Raw genomic sequence first — 16,908 nt, 5'->3', positions numbered from 1 at the left:
GTGATGAATGGAAAATAAAAGGAAGGGAGAATGACATTGGACCAGCAGCTATACGGCCTGAAAGTCGATTTCGACAACCGGAACGGTCATTTTATGGTTCTTTCTTCACCGAGCGGGATGAAGCAGCAAGACCTCTCGAGCTTTCAAGTCAATATGCTGTCGGCTAACCGGATTCCGCGGCTGCTCGAAGTTCAGGTAGAGGCAAGGAACGGAGATGTTTGCTTATATTATGCCATTACCGGCAAACGAATGCTCAGCCACTGGCTGCGAATGGAGAAGCTTTCGCTCGCTCAATATTATGTGCTGCTGCTGCATATTGTCGAAGTGCTCGACGATAGCAAGGTATACATGCTCCAGCCCGGCAGATACGTCCTAAGGGAAGAATATATTTATTGCGGAGCCGGTTTTCAAGATTTGTATTTAACTTATATCCCTAAGGAACATTTGGAGGGAAAGGGATCGGTTTCTTCAGATCTCCAACATCTGGCGTCGAGTTTAATTCATCGAGTAACCGAGCTCCAGGGAAGCGGATTTCAAGAGCTGATGCGTTATTTGCAGGAGCAAGCTTTCAATTTGCCTGAGCTTAAACAACTGCTCTTGAAGCAAATCGGTCTTTTGCAGCATGTATCACCCGCAGGACCGGAACTGACGGGGATGACGACTTCGTCGCAGCATCCTTTCAGACCTTCCGTTCATCCGGAGTCTACTTTATTTCATAGTCCGGAACAGCTTTTTAGCGATACCTCGAGAGCGGTGCGTAACGAGTATTCGGTGTATGAGCCGATGGCCGGACAGCTACACGTATCGTCCCCGTCACATCATTCGACGGAGCCCGGAATGTCCAAGACCGAAGTAGCACCCAAAGCGAAGCCTGAATCCCGCAGGAAGCAATTGTTCGTAATTTTACTTACCGTGCTCGCATGGTGCTTCGTTTGGAAAGTTTATCTTGACGATCCGAGTGACACAATGCTCTGGATGTGTATCGGTTTGACACTAATCTTTACGGCGGGAGCATTGATGCTGTTTCTCAGAATGGCAAAGACTTCATCCGAGGCATCGAAAGAAGGTGCGCCGGGTTTGTCCTTCGAGTCCAGCAACGAAAAATTACCCGAGGTGGATCGCGGAGACCAGACAAGCTTTATGAGCCGTGTCGGTTTGGCGTCGCCATCGCCGATTAGCTTTGCTGCCCCGGGAGATTCGGTTATGCCGGACGCGGGACGTCCCAAGGAGCCGGACCCTATTTCTTCTCCAGTAACCGGGTACAGCCAATTGTCGCTTGGAGAGACGCAGCCTTACGAGACACAGCCACAATCCTCGGATCTCGCGATGCGAACAGCGATGCTTGCGCCGCAGGATGCAACAGTCTTTCTAGGCAAAGCTCCGCGCCCTTCGGATCGTTCAGGCGCATGCTTGGAGGTTTATCGCAATGGCGTCAGGGAGCAAATACAGCTCCTTAAAAACAGCTTCGTCATCGGACGCGCTGGTGCGGGTGCGGATTGGGTGCACGAGGAAGCAGGCGTGTCCCGCTTGCATGCGGAATTTGTGAAGGATGACGAAGGCTATGCCGTCAAAGATTTAGGATCGCGAAACGGAACAACTGTCAATGGCGAATCTTTGGTGCCTTACCGGGTGCATCGGTTGAAGGAAGGTGATATAGTTAAGATCATATCGACCGAATTTACGTTTAAAATGGGGTTCTGACGCGTGAAACCGACGATTGCCGTCCATTTTCAATATGGATCCGCCACGCATACGGGATGGTTCCGTACAATTAACGAAGACCGCTCGCTGCTGCGAGTGGGACAGACAGTGAAAGGCGTTCCGTATGCCGCCGCCGCACTCGCCGATGGGATAGGCGGCTCGGAGGACGGCGCACAAGCCAGCGAATTGGCCATCCGCCGTTTGAAGGAGTGGCTTGACGACGCCAAGGTTCCCGCTTTGCTTTCCACAGGAGATAGTCTGACAAGATTGGAACGCGAGGCGGAAGCATGGTTTCTTACCGTTCACCAGGAGCTGGTCGAAATAGGTCGGGGCAGCGGCGGCCGTCTTGGCACGACTTTGACGCTCTTGTTATTGACGGATGCCGTCTACTTCATAGCACATGTCGGGGATTGCCGCATTTACCGGCTATCGCCGACAGGCCGATGCAAGCGCTTGACCCGCGATCACACTTGGGTATCCGCCCAAGTCCGCCGCGGGCGAATGTCCGCACGACGCGCGCGAAGTCATCCTAAGCGCAATGTGCTGCTGCATTCGCTGGGCATGGGTGAACAGCCTGAAGTCTATATTCGCTCGGGCTACTACGCGCCGGGCACATTATTTTTGCTGAGCAGCGACGGTTTTCACGACCGGTTTCTGCCTAGATCCATTGCCGCGCTGCTGTGCACGGCGAATGGCAAGCGCAGTGATCTACAGGAAATGTGCGACCTGCTGTTAACAAAAGCGTTGCAGCGAAAATCTGACGACAATATAAGCGTTGTTTTGCTCAAGCCCGTGTCGGGGAGAAAAAATGCAAAAGAGCGGCTGCGATTGCAATGCGGACTATGGCTCCACCGACTTTATCGCAGCGGCCGCAAGCTTCTGTCAAGTCTATCATCTGGATAACTTGCGCCTACTGATGTTATAATGAATTGTCGAGCGCGAATTATTTTCATAGACAGGAGATTCCGAAATTACATGAGCTTGTTGACGGTGGAAGAATTAAGCCACAGCTTTGGTGGCAGGGTATTGTTTAAAAATGTTTCGTTTCGCCTGCTTCCGGGAGAGCATGTTGGATTAGTAGGTGCCAATGGCGTCGGCAAATCGACGCTGATGAATATTTTGACCGGCAATTTATTGAAAGATTCGGGGAAGGTCGAATGGACCCCCAAAGTAAATTATGGCTATTTGGACCAACATACAAAGCTGACACCGGGGAAAACGGTCCGCGAAGTACTGAAGGACGCTTTTCTGCCTTTATTTGAACTGGAACAGGAGCTCAATGGGATCACCGAACAGATGGCCGACGCTGACCCTGACAAATTGGAGCTGCTGCTCGAGCAAATGGGCGAGATTCAAGACCGGTTGGAAAATAGCGGTTTTTATCTGCTTGACGTAAAAGTCGAGGAGATGGCGAACGGCTTGGGACTTGATGCGATCGGATTGGAGCGCGACGTGGCTCAGCTTAGCGGGGGACAGCGGACGAAGGTACTGCTGGCCAAGCTGCTGCTGGAACAGCCGACGGTTCTTCTCCTCGACGAGCCGACCAACTATCTGGACGTTGAGCATATTGACTGGCTGACGGATTACTTGCAAAACTATCCATACGCCTTCATGCTGATATCCCATGATACCGAGTTTATGAACAAGGTTGTAAACGTCATTTATCATTTGGAATTTGCCAAGCTGACGCGTTACACCGCTAACTACGAAAAGTTTCTGCAAATGGCAGATATTAATAAACAACAGCATATTGATGCTTATGAGAAGCAGCAGGAGTTTATCAAGAAGCAGGAAGATTTCATTCAGCGCAACAAAGCCCGTTATTCGACGTCGGGCCGGGCAAAAAGCCGTCAAAAGCAGCTTGACCGCATCGATCGGATCGACCGTCCTGAGGAGGCGGTAAAACCGACCTTCGTGTTCAAGGAATCACGGGCAAGCGGACGCATTGTATTCGAGGGCAAAGACCTGGAAATCGGCTATTCCCATGCACTTCTGCCTAAAATGAATGTCACGATTGAACGCGGCGATAAAATCGCTGTCGTGGGATGTAACGGGGTCGGGAAGTCGACGCTGTTGAAGACAATTTTGGGAAAAATCCAGCCGTTCGGCGGATCGACGTTTTTGGGCGACTTTCTGTATCCTTCTTACTTCGAGCAGGAAGTGAAAGCGCCGAATTTGACGCCGATCGATGATGTATGGAATGAATTCTCGCATATGAATCAGCATGAGGTTCGGGCCGCGTTGGCCCGGTGCGGGCTTAAAAACGAGCACATCACCCGGCCGCTTAGCAGCTTGAGCGGGGGCGAGCAGGCAAAGGTCCGCCTATGCAAGCTGCTGATGCACGAGAGCAACTGGATTGCGTTTGACGAGCCGACGAACCACTTGGACGTGGCGGCCAAAGACGAACTGAAGCGAGCGCTGAAGGAATATAAAGGCACGATCGTGCTTGTATGCCACGAGCCCGATTTTTACGAGGATTGGGTAACGAAGGTGTGGGATGTCGAGGAATGGTCCGCCGCCAAAGTCGACAGGTAAGGACAGAAGCAACCGACAAATTCGATTTTGAAAAGGGGACTGAAACGATGATTACTCATATCGTATTGTTCAAATTAAAAGACCGCAGCCCGGAAGCGGTTAAGCGTACGTATGACGTTCTGGTGAACATGGAAGGGAAAATCCCGGTGCTGCGCCATCTGGAAGTCGGGATGGACGTGCTTCACTTGGAACGTTCCTACGATATCGCGCTGATTACGAAATTCGATTCCCTCGAAGATTTGAAAACGTACGATACGCATCCGGTGCATGAAGAAGTGAAGGCGCATATGAAGCAGGTGCTTGACGGAACCAGCATTTGCGTCGATTTCCAAAGCTGATTCCGGACTAGCTTCCACAAGGTGTTACCATATCATCGGCTTCATGATCATGAGCCACAGCATGACGAACAGTACGAGCAAATATAAATAAAGCGACCGGCTAAGCTTGCGGAGAAGTGCTTGACGGTCGTGTCCCGGTTCGCGCAGCTTGCGGATCGTCGGGGAGAACGCGCGGGCCATGAACAACAGCGACGCGAATAGGACGACGAACGTGCCGAAAATCCACGGGGTCGTCCACGGCCAGCTGCCAAGCCACATCAGAAGCAGTCCGGATGCGACGAGCACGTGTCCGGCATGCTTGGACAAACGAACGACGAAGCGGAAGGAATCGAGGTAGGAGTGCAGCAGATCGCCATCGGCGGTTTTTAACCTGCGAAGCATCGGTATCAGCACGAAGAACGGTCCGATCGATACCATGGCACTGACGGCATGAATGAATATGAGCCAGGAATACATGGTCAACAACCTCCACAACGGTAGCTGAAAATCGTAAAGAAAAAGAAACAGTGTAGCAAAGGCACCTGCAGCAAGCGGACCCGGCTTGGCCGGGGAGGCCGCGGCAAGTACCGAGGCTACACTGTTTTTGCCGTATTACACGGCGCGGAATTCGTGAACCCACACTTTCATGTGCGGAAGCCACGGCATGCCCGCATGCATGGATAAAATATAATTTTTGTAGGCCTCGACGGACTCATATCCTTCCGTCTTTGCGTGCTCGTCGGTCAGCTCTCCGAGCGATTGCTGATAGACATTCGTCACTTCAAAGCGGTGGCCGTTCAACTCCATGATTTCGCCCGGATCGGCGTAACGTCCGTTGCGGCGGGTGGCCGTTTTTTCTCCGCGGAGCACTTTATCGATATCTTCTTGAACGGTGACCAGACGGTCGATACTACAGGTTTTTGGCGGCAATGGTTGAGACATGTATGTACCTCCTTGGTTATTAGATCCATTCCGTAGCTTACCTTAAAATGTTTTGAGAAGCAAACGAACGGAGGCAGATTGTATGAAATGGGACATAAACGAAACGTATATGATGCAGGTGCTGGACATGCTGCTCTCGACGCCGAGCCCGAGCGGTTTTTGCAGCAATATCATGGGCAAGCTGGCCGCCGAAGCGGATAAGCTGGGGTACCCGATCAGCTTCACGCCGAAGGGCTGCGGGATTATAACAGTCGAAGGCCGGCAAAAGGACCGGGTAATCGGCTTGTTCGGTCATGTTGACACGCTAGGAGCGATGGTACGTTCGATTAAGAGCAATGGCACGCTTCGGTTTACGCTGATCGGCGGCTACATGATGGGTTCCGTCGAAAATGAATACTGTCGCGTGCATACCCGAGACGGACGAACCTACGACGGTACGATCCTGACGACCAAGCCTTCGGTGCATGTCTTTCCGGAAGCGCGAGATTTGAAGCGGGAAGAAGCGGTTATGGAAGTACGTCTGGACGAGCCAGTCAAGTCGGCTGATGATGTCAAAGCACTCGGTATCGGTACAGGGGATATCATTTCCTTTGACCCGCGTGCCGAGTTTAAAACGAACGGCTTTATCAAATCACGCCATTTGGATGATAAAGCGGGCGTTGCCGCTTTGTTCGGGCTGCTTGAACTGCTTAAGCGCGAGGCCATCGTTCCATCCTGCACGTTGAAAATTATGATCAGCGTATATGAAGAGGTCGGTCACGGCTCGGCTTGGATTCCGGGAGACATCAGCGAGGTGCTCGCGGTCGATATGGGCGCGATGGGCGAAGACTTGAATTGTACGGAATTTGACGTCTCGATCTGTGCCAAAGATTCGTCCGGGCCGTACGATTATGCGATGACGTCGAAGCTGATCGAGCTGGCGAAGCGCGACGGACTGAGCTACGCAGTCGATATTTACCCGCAGTACAGTTCGGATGCTTCCGCTGCGCTTCGCGGAGGAAGCAACATTCGCGCCGCTTTGATCGGTCCGGGCGTTCACGCTTCCCACGCGATGGAGCGGACGCACAAGGACGCCGTGCGGCATACAGCTTCGCTGCTTGCCGCTTACGTGACGGAGCCCGCCGAACCTTACGGCAATTAATAAACGCAAGCAACGGCGAGGAGGCTTGAATCCGCTTGAACATCATGACGGTAGAAGATTTATATAAAAGCTACGGCGAGAAAGTTTTATTTGACGGCATTCACTTTCAGATCAACGAGAAAGAACGGATCGGGCTCGTCGGCGTGAACGGCACGGGCAAATCGACCCTGCTGAAAATTTTGGCCGGGCTCGAATCGACGGAACGAGGAAAGCTCATCCATGCGAACCATTTCCATGTCGAGTATTTGCCGCAAAATCCGTCGTTCGATTCCGACTCGACTGTGCTTGAGCAGGTGTTTTACGGCGATACGCCGATGATGCAGGCATTGCGGGAATACGAATGGGCGCTTGCCGAGCTGCAGCTTGCCCCCGAGGACGAAAAACGGCAGACGAAGCTGTTCGCCGCGCAGCAGCGTATGGATGCGACAGGCGCATGGGACGCCTCTACGACGGCTAAGACCGTGCTGACCCGGCTCGGCATCCGCGATTTCGGTCAAAAGGTCGGTACACTTTCCGGGGGGCAGCGCAAGCGGGTCGCGATGGCTCGGGCGCTGATTCAACCGGCGGATCTGCTCATCTTAGACGAACCAACCAACCATATTGACCATGAAACGGTGCAGTGGCTGGAAGAATTCCTTGCGAAGTGGCGAGGCGCGCTGCTGCTCGTGACGCATGACCGGTATTTTCTCGATCGGGTGACGAACCGGATCTTCGAGCTGGACCGTGGCAAGCTGTACAGCTACGAGGGCAATTATGCGGCATTTCTTGAGAAAAAGGCCGAGCGGCTGGAGCGCGAGGCCGCCGAGGAAGACAAACGGCAAAACCTGCTGCGCAGAGAGCTGGCGTGGCTACGGCGTGGGGCCAAAGCGCGGACGACGAAACAGAAAGCGCGTGTGGAGCGTGTCGTTGAGCTGCGCGACCGCAAAGTGGACGGACCCGCCGCACAGATGGACATTTCGCTCGGTGCGAGCCGGCTCGGCAAAAAGATCATGGAGCTGGAAGAGGTCAGCAAATCGTTCGAGCAGCGTAAAATCGTCGACAATTTCAGCTATATCGTTTTACCTGAAGATCGCATCGGCATTATCGGACCGAACGGGACGGGAAAATCGACGTTTTTGAACATGTTGGCCGGCAGACTGGAGCCGGACGCGGGGGCCATCGTAACCGGACCGACCGTGAAGCTGGCTTACTACACGCAGGAAAGTGTCGAGATGGACGAGAAGCAGCGGGCGATCGATTATATAAAGGAAGCGGCCGAGGTGGTGCGAACCTCGAGCGGCGAATCGGTTACGGCGGCGCAAATGTTCGAACGCTTCTTGTTTACGCCTGCCCAGCAATGGACGCCGATCGGCAAGCTGTCCGGAGGCGAACGGCGCCGGCTGTATCTGCTGCGCACACTGATGGGCGAGCCGAACGTGCTTTTGCTGGACGAGCCGACGAACGATCTGGATATTCAAACGTTGACCATCTTGGAGGAATACTTGGAAGATTTTCCGGGTGTGGTCATTACCGTATCCCATGACCGTTACTTTCTGGACCGGACGGCGGATCATCTGTTCGTGTTCGAAGGGGAGGGCCGCATCCGAAGATTTTTCGGCAATTATACGGAATATCTGGAAGCGTCCCGAAGCGAAAAGCAAGCGGCAGCGGAGGAGCGGCGGGAAACCAAGTCGGCTGCCGAAACGGCGCCGGCGCAGCAGCGCGAATCGAATCGTCCCCGCAAGCTTTCCTACAAGGAGCAGAAGGAATGGGACGAAATCGAGGATAAAATTGCCGGGCTCGAGGATCGCTTGGCGCAGGTCAAGCAAGATATCGAGAACGCGGGCAGCGATTATACGAAAGCGCAAGAGCTGTTCCAGGAAGAGCAGGAGCTGACGCAGCGGCTGGAGGAAGCGATGGAGCGCTGGACCGAGCTTTCCGAGCTGGTAGAGCGTATCGCACAGAACAAGTAACGAAGCGTTTCAGCGGTGCGGCAGGCCATTTTGGGCGGAACAAAAAATAACATCCAGTGGGAAGACGCGCCAATTTATGCTATAATATACGTTTGGAAGCAGCTTTACACGGGCTGATCGCTTTATTCTATCGCGAAAGTAGGTTTTAAACAGATGATTACGGTAACAGGAGTCACCTTAAGATACGGTAAACGGGCATTGTTCGAGGATGTAAACATTAAGTTTACTCCCGGCAACTGCTACGGTTTGATCGGCGCGAACGGAGCGGGCAAATCGACATTCCTGAAAATTCTGTCCGGCGAAATGGAGCCGAACAAAGGTGAAGTCAGCATCACTCCGGGCGAGCGTATGGCGGTTCTGAAGCAGAACCATTTCGAATATGACGAAGTGGACGTGCTCAAAACGGTCATGATGGGGCATGCGCGTTTGTTCCAAATTATGGAGGAAAAAGACGCTTTGTATGCAAAGCCGGATTTCTCCGAAGAGGACGGCATGCGTGCGGCTGAGCTGGAAGGCGAATTCCAGGAGCTGGACGGCTGGCAGGCGGAATCGGACGCAGCGGAGCTGTTGATCGGTCTCGGTATTTCCAAGGAACTGCATGACATCAAAATGAAAGAACTCGACGGCAACCAAAAAGTCCGCGTCTTGCTGGCGCAGGCGTTGTTCGGCAACCCGAACATTTTGCTGCTTGACGAGCCTACGAACCATTTGAACATCGAATCGATCAACTGGCTTGAGAATTTCCTTGCCAGATATGAAGGCACCGTCATTGTCGTATCCCATGACCGTCACTTCCTGAACCAGGTGTGCACGCACATTGCGGATATCGACTTCAGCAAAATCCAGATGTACGTCGGCAACTACGACTTCTGGTACGAGTCCAGCCAGCTGGCTTTGAAGCTGCAGCGTGAGGCTAACAAGAAGGTTGAGGAGAAGCGCAAAGAGCTCGAAACGTTCATTCAACGCTTTAGCGCGAACGCCTCCAAGTCGAAGCAGGCGACTTCGCGTAAGAAGCTGCTGGAGAAGCTGACGCTCGATGACATCAAGCCGTCGACCCGGAAGTACCCGTTCATCAAATTTACTCCGGAGCGGGAAGCGGGCAAGCAATTGCTTCAAGTGGACCGGATCAGCAAATCGATCGACGGCCAGTTGATTTTGAACAATATCAGCTTTACTGTAAACAAAGGCGACAAAATCGCCCTCGTCGGCCCGAACGGGATCGCCAAATCGACGTTGTTCCAAGTGCTGATGGGCGAGCTGGAAGCCGATGCCGGCGAGTACAGCTGGGGCGTGACGACGACACAAGCGTATTTCCCGAAAGACAACTCGGCTTATTTTGATACGGACATTAATCTGGTTGACTGGCTGCGTCAATATTCCAAAGATCAAGACGAGTCCTATATCCGCGGCTTCCTGGGCCGGATGCTGTTCTCTGGTGAAGAAGCACTGAAGAAAGCAAGCGTGCTGTCCGGGGGCGAAAAAGTGCGCTGCATGCTGTCCAAAATGATGATGAGCGGCGCCAACGTGCTGATTCTGGATGAGCCGACCAACCACTTGGATTTGGAATCGATCACGGCGCTGAACAATGGGCTGATGGATTTCGACGGTACGATGTTATTCGTCTCCCATGACCATCAATTCGTGCAAACCGTGGCAAACCGGATTATCGAAATTACGCCGAACGGTATGATCGACAAGGTCATTACCTATGACGAATACTTGGAGAATGACGAGATTAAGAAGCAGCGCGATCTGCTGTATGCTTAATTTCCATTCATAGTTTGCCAGAAACAGCCGTTCCGTATAATTAAAAAAAGGATGAGCCGCAGGCCTGAAAAGGCTGTGCTCATCCTTCTTTTCCAATCGCGGCCGGTCAGCTTCCGCCGGTACGCCGGCGTTGGTTGTTCGGCTTTTTGTTGTTTTGGCTTTTCATCACGGACGCGTTTCCGGCACGCATTTGGCCGTTGGCTTTAGCGTCATGCTGGGCTTGCTTCTTTTGCGCGAGCTTGTTTTTAATCGCATCCGCCAAGCTGACTTTTTTAGGCTCGCCGGCGGATTGCGGCTGCTCATTCGAATTTTGGTTCGTTGTGTCCGACATTGTTTAACACCTGCCCTATACCCTGGATAGTACCATTCTACCGGATAGGTCCCTCTGGAAGCAATAAGCAAATATGTAGGGAGGGATTGGAACCATGACGCTCAAGGAATGGTCGGAACAAGACCTGCTTGCATGGACGCCTGCAACGACCGAAGCTGTAGAACCGGAATTCCCGGAAAACGCGGCCGAAGGACATTTGGCTTATTCGGAGCCCCGGTACATATTCTTCTATACTCCGCTGTGCGGCACGTGCAAGGTAGGCGAGAGGATGCTGGAGGTTGTACAGGCGTTGAATCCGCGGACTGCCATGGGCCGATGCAATATTAATTTCTCGCCGCTGCTGGCGCGGAATTGGCAAATCGAAAGCGTGCCGTGTCTGGTGCGATGGCAGCAAGGGGTGATCGATAAAAAATATCGGTTCGACGGTGTGCAGGAGCTTCACCGCTGGATGAATGTTACTACGAATGGCTGATAAGGCCATTCTGACTTATAACAAGGAAGGGAGTCGTATCTATACGATGCTGGAATCCATGTTAACTCCCGGGACGATGGTCCGGGCTTCCTACAAAACAGGCGATTACATAGGCGAGGTTGTCGAGCTATCGCCTACTGGTAAGATCGCCATCAAGATTGCCGCGGTCGTGAAACACCCAACGCAAGGAGATTTGCACAATCCGATGGACCCGGATGTGGCATTTTTCCATCAACGGCGCGCGCTGGCCTATCAGGAGATTGCGCTTATGCCGCCGAACACGGTCCGGCCGCACCATGGGGCGGTGCCGGCTTACCGCGAATCGCTGCGGCAAGCCTTGGCGCAGGAGCGCGAGCAACTGAAGCGAACGGTTCGCTGGGCCGAGCGATGTCTCGAAGAATTGGACCGGCTCGAGGGAGAGTACGCTTAAGACGGAAGGGATCGGGTTGTCATGCTGTTTGTTTTTATCGGCCTATGGACGATCGGGCTGCTCCTGATCGTCACCGATCCGAAGCGGGCGACGACACAATGGATCAGCAGCATCGCCTTTACAGGCGGCTGCGGGGGATTGTCCGCGGTGATTGCGGACGACGTCGTGCCTTATTTGTTTGACCGCGGCTTGTTGACGATGCCTGTTGCGGTGCTGCTTGCCAAAGCCGAGCTCGCCAGTTCGCTGATGTGCTACTTCGGCTTGCCTTATACGTTTTTGATGTTCGCCATCGTTTATTACCCGGATTATCCGGTATGGCCGTGGAAACGATGGATTCCGTGGGCGCTGGTGGTTCTTCCTGCTCTTTCCTTCGTGCTCGAACCGAAACCCGGCGATCCGATCCCGTATTACTTTGTCACCCCTTGGGCGGCGCCGTATATTGTGACAGGCGCCGTTTTATTGATCATGGCGCTGCTGAAGGAGAAAAATTCGTTTCTCCGCCGCAGCCGGATGCTGACGACGCTAGCGGCTGCGCCGACGCTGGTATTCGCTTTATTTACGCTTTATTTGCTGCCCTCCTTTTTCGGTTTGTACGAATGGTGGCGCTATAACACATGGGTGATCGCACTCACCCTGGCGATCATTGTCGGATCGAGCTTCCGCTATGGATTCATGGGTCTGCAAATCTCGATACGGAACCAGAAGCTCGATTATACACTGCGCGCAATTACGTCCGGGACCTCGATTTTGAACCATGCGATCAAGAACGATGTCGGCAAAATCCGGCTGTTCGGCGACAAAATCAAATCCGAGGTGGCAGCCGGACGAACGGACCCGGCCCAAGTCGTGCAGGATATGGAAGTCATTTTGTCCGCTTCGCAGCATATTTACGAGATGATCTACCGAATTCAGGGACAAACCCAGGAGATCAAGCTTCAACTCGAGGAGTTGGACCCGCGCGAGCTGATGAGGGACTGTATCCGCACTCTGTCTCCGGAGCTGCATAAGGTCGAGGTTCACGAGCAGTATTTGACGGAGGAACGGATTGCCGCAGACCGGGCGCAGTTGACCGAGGTGTGGACCAACGTGCTGACGAATGCTATTGAAGCGATGCCGGACGGTGGTGTCCTGACCGTACGCTTGACGGAAACGAAGCGGAAAGTCGTTCTGGAAGTGAAGGACACGGGTCCCGGAATGGACAAGGCGCAGCTCAAGCGCGTCTTCGATCCGTTCTACACGACCAAAAGCGGTAAGAAAATGAACTTCGGCTTGGGACTGTCTTATTGTTATACTATTGTTCAGAAGCACAAAGGCACCATGAATATTCACAGCAAGCCGGGCCAAGGAACGAGCGTCTTCATGCAGTTTCCGAAGCAAAAGCGGCTTCCGGCGGGAAGGGAGTTAATTTGAATGGAGCATCCTGTGATTCGCGTCGTCATTGTCGAGGACGATCCGGACTGGCTGCGCGGCCTGCACAGCTACTTGCAAAAGGAGCCGGATATCGAAGTGGTGGGTCAGGCTTCGTCCGGTGAAGCGGCTGTCGAGCTGCTGGAGAAGACGGAAGCAGATGTCGTTCTGATGGACGTCATGATGTCCGACAGTCCGGAGGGACTGTGGGCCGCAGCGGAAATCGTGAAATGCAGCGGGGCACGCGTCGTGATGCTTTCTTCGATGGAGGAGAAAGAAATCATTTTCGAAGCGTTCAAGGCCGGCGCCGTCGATTATATGGTGAAGTCCAACTTCACGGAAATTCCGCAGACGATCCGCAGCGCGTACGCCAACCGGAGCTCCATCCATCCGAGCGTCGCTGCGCAGATGCGGGAAGAATTCCGCCGCTTGAAGCAGCTTGAGCATGAGGTGCGGGTGAGGGAGCTCAAAAATTTGCTGACGCCGACCGAAATTCAAGTGCTCGATCTGATCGAAAAAGGGCACACCCAAACACAAATCGCCGACAAATTCGTCGTCTCCATCCGGACGATCAAAGTGCACGTTGGGAACATTTTGAAGAAACTGGGCGGAAAAAGCAGTAAGGAAGCGGCTCAAAAAGCAAAAGATATGGGCATTTTGTAAGCTGCCCGAAAAGCGGCTGCCACAGGCGTAAAAACCGGAAGGACGCCGCTTTTTTCCGTTACAACTTGCCTGAAGTTTATGGTATAGTGAAACTGTTTGAGAACATAGAAAAACGTCAGCGGAGGAGCCTAACGCATGAGCGCAAACGACAAAATACAAATCGGCGTCATCGGCGCCGGCAACATCGGCAATGTACACATTCAGGAATTTTCGCAAATCCCGGACGCCGCCGTAACGGCTGTGACGGACGTCTATCAGCCTATGGCTATCGCGCGGGCGAAGGAATATAATATTCCGAACGTTTACGCAACCTATCAGGAGCTGCTGCAGGATCCGAGCTTGGATGCAGTAATCGTAGCCGTCCCGAACGATGCACATGCACCCATTGCCATTGAAGCGCTTCAAGCCGGCAAGCACGTTCTGCTTGAAAAGCCGATGGCCGTCAATGCGGCTTCCGCCAAAGAAATTGTCAAGGCACACCTGAAGTCAGGCAAAGTGTTGATGATGTCGCACCAGATGCGTTGGGAATCGCTTAACATGCAGGTGAAGGAACAAATCGAGAAAGGTGCGCTCGGCAGTATCTATAATGTCAAAACCGGCTGGCTGCGCCGCAAAGGGATTCCGGGCTGGGGCACTTGGTTTACGCAAATGCATAAATCCGGCGGCGGGCCGCTGATCGATATCGGCGTGCATATGCTGGATTTATCGCTGCACTTGATGGGCAGTCCGAAGCCGGTCTCCGTCTTCGGGACGACGTATGCCGAGTTCGGACCGAAGAAGCGCGGTATCGGCACTTGGGGCAAACCGGACTGGAACGGCTTTTATGACGTTGAGGATCTGGCAACCGCTCTAATCAAGCTGGATAACGGCAGCACGCTGTCGCTGGATGTAAGCTGGGCGGCTAATACCGATTTTATCGATAACGGACCTTATATTTACCTGATGGGCTCCGAGGGGGGCGCTTCTCTACGTGCAGGAAGAGGGACGCTGCATACCGAGCTGTTCGAGCGGACCGCCGACGTAGAGTTGACGGTGGATTCGAACGATGAAGGGCCTCGTCAGCGCATGAGCCGCCATTTCCTCGATTGCATCCGGGAGCACCGCGAGCCGCTTACATCTGCGATGTCAGGTCTCACGAACAGTTTAGTGCTGGAAGCGATCTATGAGTCGTCCCGTACAGGTCAACTCGTTACGCTGGATTGGAGCTTGGATTAACCCTTATGGATGAACTGCTTCAAGTCAATTTGCAATTATTCAGCATTATCGGCACGATCGCGTTCGCTATTTCCGGCGCGGTCGTTGCCATGGAAGAAGAGTACGATATTCTGGGCGTTTTTGTACTTGCCTTTGTGACGGCGTTCGGCGGCGGGGTCGTCCGAAACTTGCTGATCGGCATACCTGTCAGCACGCTTTGGACGCAGGGACTTTATTTGAAAACGGCGCTCATTGCGGCGTTTCTTGTTTTTATCGTTCCCGTCAGCTGGATTCGCCGCTGGAAAACATGGGAATCCTTGTTCGACGCTATCGGCTTGGCGGCTTTCTCCATTCAAGGGGCACTGTATGCGGTTCAGATGAATGCTCCGCTAAGCGCCGTCATCGTAGCGGCGATGATGACCGGGATCGGCGGCGGGATTATCCGCGACGTGCTGGCCGGACGGAAGCCGCTTGTGCTGCATGACGAGATCTATGCGGTTTGGGGAATGCTGGCGGGATTTCTGATCGGGATCGGCTGGTTCCAAGGGTCGTGGCCGCTGCTCGGACTATTCGCGCTCATTGTTATTTTGCGGATGCTGTCGGTGGTGTACAAATGGCGGCTGCCACGGCGCACGCTGCGGCTTAATGAGGAATCCAAGCAAGCGAAGGGGGCTTAGCATGATGTCGGAAGCAAACGAACCGAACACGTCCTGGAGCAACCGGAAACGTATCCCGGGCGAAGAAATCGGGGAGCGGCTCGATTCCGTTCGCGTGTTGAAAGAAGATGGACTTGAACTGTATGAAATCGCCAAAGACAAGGCGACGGGAGAGCACTACTTGCATTACGCCTACTTACACAGGAATTTGGCCGCAATCCCGGCGGGGCCGGAGTCCGTACAGGAAGAATCGTTTCATCATTTGATGCCGCTGGAAAGCGACGAGGTGCTCGGTTTTTTATTCGGGGAAGCGCCTTACGATTATCCGGCCCATTGGAGCAAGCCATTCCTGCGCAACGGCCCCGAAGGCGATTATGTGTGGTTCGATCCTGGCTATGCAGCGGCAGAAGCCGAGCACGAAGCGATCGGCCGCGACATTGCGGAGCAGCTTGCGCTCTTTAAGCAAACGGGAGACGTATCGGAACAAAAAGTTCGCGAGCTGCTGGAGCGGTTGAATCCCGGCGATACCGAAAAGAAGTAGTGCTGCGCATATTTTCCGGCGTGTGATTCATCCTAAGCGTGAGCCTTATGAGGGCACGTCTACAGGAGGGACACGACAGGATGAACACCGTGATACACCGAAAGGGGCTGCTTCTGCTTGCAGTAGCCGGCTGCTTGCTGCTGCAAAGCGCGTGCGGCGGGAATAGGCCGCAGGCCAGCCGGCCCGGCGGCGGGCTGGAGGATTACCGACAGCAAGCCTTGTATGACCGCGATTCCCGCAATAACGAAGACGGATCGCTTGGGGTCAAGCAGCGTTGGGTGGACGAGCAGCAGGCCCGTCAGGGGAAAGAATACAGCGGGCGAAAACAGCTCGATATGACGAACCGGCACTCGGCGAGTACAATGGCATTCGCGCCACAGATTGCCGAGCGGGTGAAGACCGTCTCCGGTGTCCGTGAGGCCCAAGTGCTGCTGACGGAAGTGAACGGCTATGTGGCGGTCGTTTTGGACGGTCATAGTCCGGAAGCCGAGGCGTCGCCGGACATGCTGGGATATCAGGTAACGTCGAAAGGCGGAGTCGGGATATTCGGAGGCACCGATAAAGGGCCGAGCCGGTATTCGTGGACGGAAAACGGGGGATTATCGACAGGAAAGGCCGATGAAATCCGTAAGCTGGTGCTGTCGATGGCGCCTACCAACATTCAGCAAGTATACGTATCGGCGAACCCGAATTTCGTGCAGCGTGTCCGCTTTTATGCGAAGGAAGAGAAGGAGCGCGGCACCATGACCAATTATATGAACGAGTTCAATACGTTGATCCTGCATGTATTTCCGGACGATGCCAATACTCGCAAATAACAATGCCACCGTATGCAAAAATCCGGTCGGTCGCAACGCAT

Annotated in this window: 18 protein-coding genes; 15 read left to right on the top strand and 3 right to left on the bottom strand. The window is 53.7% G+C overall.

The annotated features are described in order from the left end of the window. Positions 1-36: 36 nt before the first annotated feature. The 4 genes from PEL01S_RS15580 (at position 37) to PEL01S_RS15565 (ending at position 4,574) form a co-directional block, all read left to right on the top strand. Positions 37-1,701, top strand: a complete 1,665-nt coding sequence (locus PEL01S_RS15580) for a DUF6382 domain-containing protein (protein WP_127460933.1) — start codon at positions 37-39, stop codon at positions 1,699-1,701. A 3-nt stretch (positions 1,702-1,704) separates the two neighbouring features. Next, a complete protein-coding gene (locus tag PEL01S_RS15575; protein ID WP_127460932.1) occupies positions 1,705-2,604 on the top strand; it encodes a PP2C family protein-serine/threonine phosphatase in 900 nt (299 codons plus the stop codon). Positions 2,605-2,676: 72 nt separating this feature from the next. Continuing rightward, positions 2,677-4,236 (top strand): ABC-F family ATP-binding cassette domain-containing protein, encoded by a 1,560-nt coding sequence (locus tag PEL01S_RS15570; RefSeq protein ID WP_127460931.1) that lies wholly within the window; start codon positions 2,677-2,679, stop codon positions 4,234-4,236. A 47-nt stretch (positions 4,237-4,283) separates the two neighbouring features. Next, positions 4,284-4,574 (top strand): Dabb family protein, encoded by a 291-nt coding sequence (locus tag PEL01S_RS15565; protein WP_010494098.1) that lies wholly within the window; start codon positions 4,284-4,286, stop codon positions 4,572-4,574. Positions 4,575-4,598: 24 nt separating this feature from the next. Here the strand turns inward: PEL01S_RS15565 and PEL01S_RS15560 are convergent, their stop codons facing one another. Further along, a complete protein-coding gene (locus PEL01S_RS15560) occupies positions 4,599-5,030 on the bottom strand; it encodes a DUF2269 family protein (RefSeq protein ID WP_063180512.1) in 432 nt (143 codons plus the stop codon). Between the two features lie 135 nt (positions 5,031-5,165). Beyond that, positions 5,166-5,495, bottom strand: coding sequence for an ASCH domain-containing protein (locus PEL01S_RS15555; protein WP_010494096.1), 330 nt, complete (start codon positions 5,493-5,495; stop codon positions 5,166-5,168). Positions 5,496-5,577: 82 nt separating this feature from the next. Between PEL01S_RS15555 and PEL01S_RS15550 the strand changes: the two genes are divergently transcribed. The 3 genes from PEL01S_RS15550 (at position 5,578) to PEL01S_RS15540 (ending at position 10,355) form a co-directional block, all read left to right on the top strand. Further along, positions 5,578-6,636, top strand: coding sequence for a M42 family metallopeptidase (locus PEL01S_RS15550; RefSeq protein WP_127460930.1), 1,059 nt, complete (start codon positions 5,578-5,580; stop codon positions 6,634-6,636). A 35-nt stretch (positions 6,637-6,671) separates the two neighbouring features. Next, the gene (locus PEL01S_RS15545) at positions 6,672-8,588 is read left to right on the top strand and encodes an ABC-F family ATP-binding cassette domain-containing protein (RefSeq protein ID WP_127460929.1); all 1,917 of its coding nucleotides are present in this window, start codon (positions 6,672-6,674) and stop codon (positions 8,586-8,588) included. 153 nt (positions 8,589-8,741) lie between these two features. Then, entirely contained in the window at positions 8,742-10,355 is a 1,614-nt protein-coding gene (locus PEL01S_RS15540) for an ABC-F family ATP-binding cassette domain-containing protein (RefSeq protein ID WP_063180523.1), read from the top strand. Between the two features lie 106 nt (positions 10,356-10,461). On the opposite strand, the gene PEL01S_RS15535 is transcribed toward PEL01S_RS15540, so the two are convergent. After that, positions 10,462-10,686 (bottom strand): hypothetical protein, encoded by a 225-nt coding sequence (locus PEL01S_RS15535; RefSeq protein ID WP_063180525.1) that lies wholly within the window; start codon positions 10,684-10,686, stop codon positions 10,462-10,464. 94 nt (positions 10,687-10,780) lie between these two features. Between PEL01S_RS15535 and PEL01S_RS15530 the strand changes: the two genes are divergently transcribed. The 8 genes from PEL01S_RS15530 (at position 10,781) to PEL01S_RS15495 (ending at position 16,867) form a co-directional block, all read left to right on the top strand. Then, positions 10,781-11,158, top strand: a complete 378-nt coding sequence (locus PEL01S_RS15530) for a thioredoxin family protein (protein ID WP_127460928.1) — start codon at positions 10,781-10,783, stop codon at positions 11,156-11,158. Between the two features lie 46 nt (positions 11,159-11,204). After that, positions 11,205-11,588, top strand: coding sequence for a kinase-associated lipoprotein KapB (gene kapB / locus PEL01S_RS15525; RefSeq protein ID WP_127460927.1), 384 nt, complete (start codon positions 11,205-11,207; stop codon positions 11,586-11,588). A 21-nt stretch (positions 11,589-11,609) separates the two neighbouring features. Then, positions 11,610-12,998, top strand: coding sequence for a sensor histidine kinase (locus PEL01S_RS15520; RefSeq protein WP_127460926.1), 1,389 nt, complete (start codon positions 11,610-11,612; stop codon positions 12,996-12,998). Continuing rightward, positions 12,999-13,658 carry a response regulator transcription factor gene (locus tag PEL01S_RS15515; RefSeq protein ID WP_036685555.1) on the top strand — a complete coding sequence of 220 codons (660 nt, stop codon included), beginning with the start codon at positions 12,999-13,001 and terminating at the stop codon, positions 13,656-13,658. Between the two features lie 135 nt (positions 13,659-13,793). After that, positions 13,794-14,873 carry a Gfo/Idh/MocA family protein gene (locus PEL01S_RS15510; RefSeq protein WP_063180527.1) on the top strand — a complete coding sequence of 360 codons (1,080 nt, stop codon included), beginning with the start codon at positions 13,794-13,796 and terminating at the stop codon, positions 14,871-14,873. A 5-nt stretch (positions 14,874-14,878) separates the two neighbouring features. Continuing rightward, positions 14,879-15,529 (top strand): trimeric intracellular cation channel family protein, encoded by a 651-nt coding sequence (locus tag PEL01S_RS15505; RefSeq protein WP_063180529.1) that lies wholly within the window; start codon positions 14,879-14,881, stop codon positions 15,527-15,529. Between the two features lies 1 nt (position 15,530). Next, a complete protein-coding gene (locus PEL01S_RS15500; RefSeq protein WP_127460925.1) occupies positions 15,531-16,049 on the top strand; it encodes a hypothetical protein in 519 nt (172 codons plus the stop codon). Positions 16,050-16,129: 80 nt separating this feature from the next. Beyond that, a complete protein-coding gene (locus PEL01S_RS15495; RefSeq protein WP_010494076.1) occupies positions 16,130-16,867 on the top strand; it encodes a YhcN/YlaJ family sporulation lipoprotein in 738 nt (245 codons plus the stop codon). The last annotated feature ends 41 nt before the right edge of the window (positions 16,868-16,908 follow it).

Origin of the sequence: Paenibacillus elgii NBRC 100335 (genome assembly GCF_004000865.1) — a bacterium.
In the GTDB taxonomy this organism is placed as follows: Bacteria; Bacillota; Bacilli; order Paenibacillales; family NBRC-103111; genus Paenibacillus_G; species Paenibacillus_G elgii.
Note: the sequence above shows the minus strand (reverse complement) of the source record. Positions and strands in the feature narration are given on the sequence as shown.

What these genes read in the sequence shown, in the direction of transcription:
- PEL01S_RS15555 (WP_010494096.1), bottom strand. Translation starts at nt 5,495, where the DNA reads ATGTCTCAACCATTGCCGCCAAAAACCTGTAGTATCGACCGTCTGGTC.
- PEL01S_RS15495 (WP_010494076.1), top strand. Translation starts at nt 16,130, where the DNA reads ATGAACACCGTGATACACCGAAAGGGGCTGCTTCTGCTTGCAGTAGCC.
- PEL01S_RS15550 (WP_127460930.1), top strand. Translation starts at nt 5,578, where the DNA reads ATGAAATGGGACATAAACGAAACGTATATGATGCAGGTGCTGGACATG.
- PEL01S_RS15535 (WP_063180525.1), bottom strand. Translation starts at nt 10,686, where the DNA reads ATGTCGGACACAACGAACCAAAATTCGAATGAGCAGCCGCAATCCGCC.
- PEL01S_RS15570 (WP_127460931.1), top strand. Translation starts at nt 2,677, where the DNA reads ATGAGCTTGTTGACGGTGGAAGAATTAAGCCACAGCTTTGGTGGCAGG.
- PEL01S_RS15565 (WP_010494098.1), top strand. Translation starts at nt 4,284, where the DNA reads ATGATTACTCATATCGTATTGTTCAAATTAAAAGACCGCAGCCCGGAA.
- PEL01S_RS15510 (WP_063180527.1), top strand. Translation starts at nt 13,794, where the DNA reads ATGAGCGCAAACGACAAAATACAAATCGGCGTCATCGGCGCCGGCAAC.
- PEL01S_RS15530 (WP_127460928.1), top strand. Translation starts at nt 10,781, where the DNA reads ATGACGCTCAAGGAATGGTCGGAACAAGACCTGCTTGCATGGACGCCT.
- PEL01S_RS15500 (WP_127460925.1), top strand. Translation starts at nt 15,531, where the DNA reads ATGATGTCGGAAGCAAACGAACCGAACACGTCCTGGAGCAACCGGAAA.
- PEL01S_RS15560 (WP_063180512.1), bottom strand. Translation starts at nt 5,030, where the DNA reads ATGTATTCCTGGCTCATATTCATTCATGCCGTCAGTGCCATGGTATCG.
- PEL01S_RS15520 (WP_127460926.1), top strand. Translation starts at nt 11,610, where the DNA reads ATGCTGTTTGTTTTTATCGGCCTATGGACGATCGGGCTGCTCCTGATC.
- PEL01S_RS15515 (WP_036685555.1), top strand. Translation starts at nt 12,999, where the DNA reads ATGGAGCATCCTGTGATTCGCGTCGTCATTGTCGAGGACGATCCGGAC.
- kapB (WP_127460927.1), top strand. Translation starts at nt 11,205, where the DNA reads ATGCTGGAATCCATGTTAACTCCCGGGACGATGGTCCGGGCTTCCTAC.
- PEL01S_RS15540 (WP_063180523.1), top strand. Translation starts at nt 8,742, where the DNA reads ATGATTACGGTAACAGGAGTCACCTTAAGATACGGTAAACGGGCATTG.
- PEL01S_RS15505 (WP_063180529.1), top strand. Translation starts at nt 14,879, where the DNA reads ATGGATGAACTGCTTCAAGTCAATTTGCAATTATTCAGCATTATCGGC.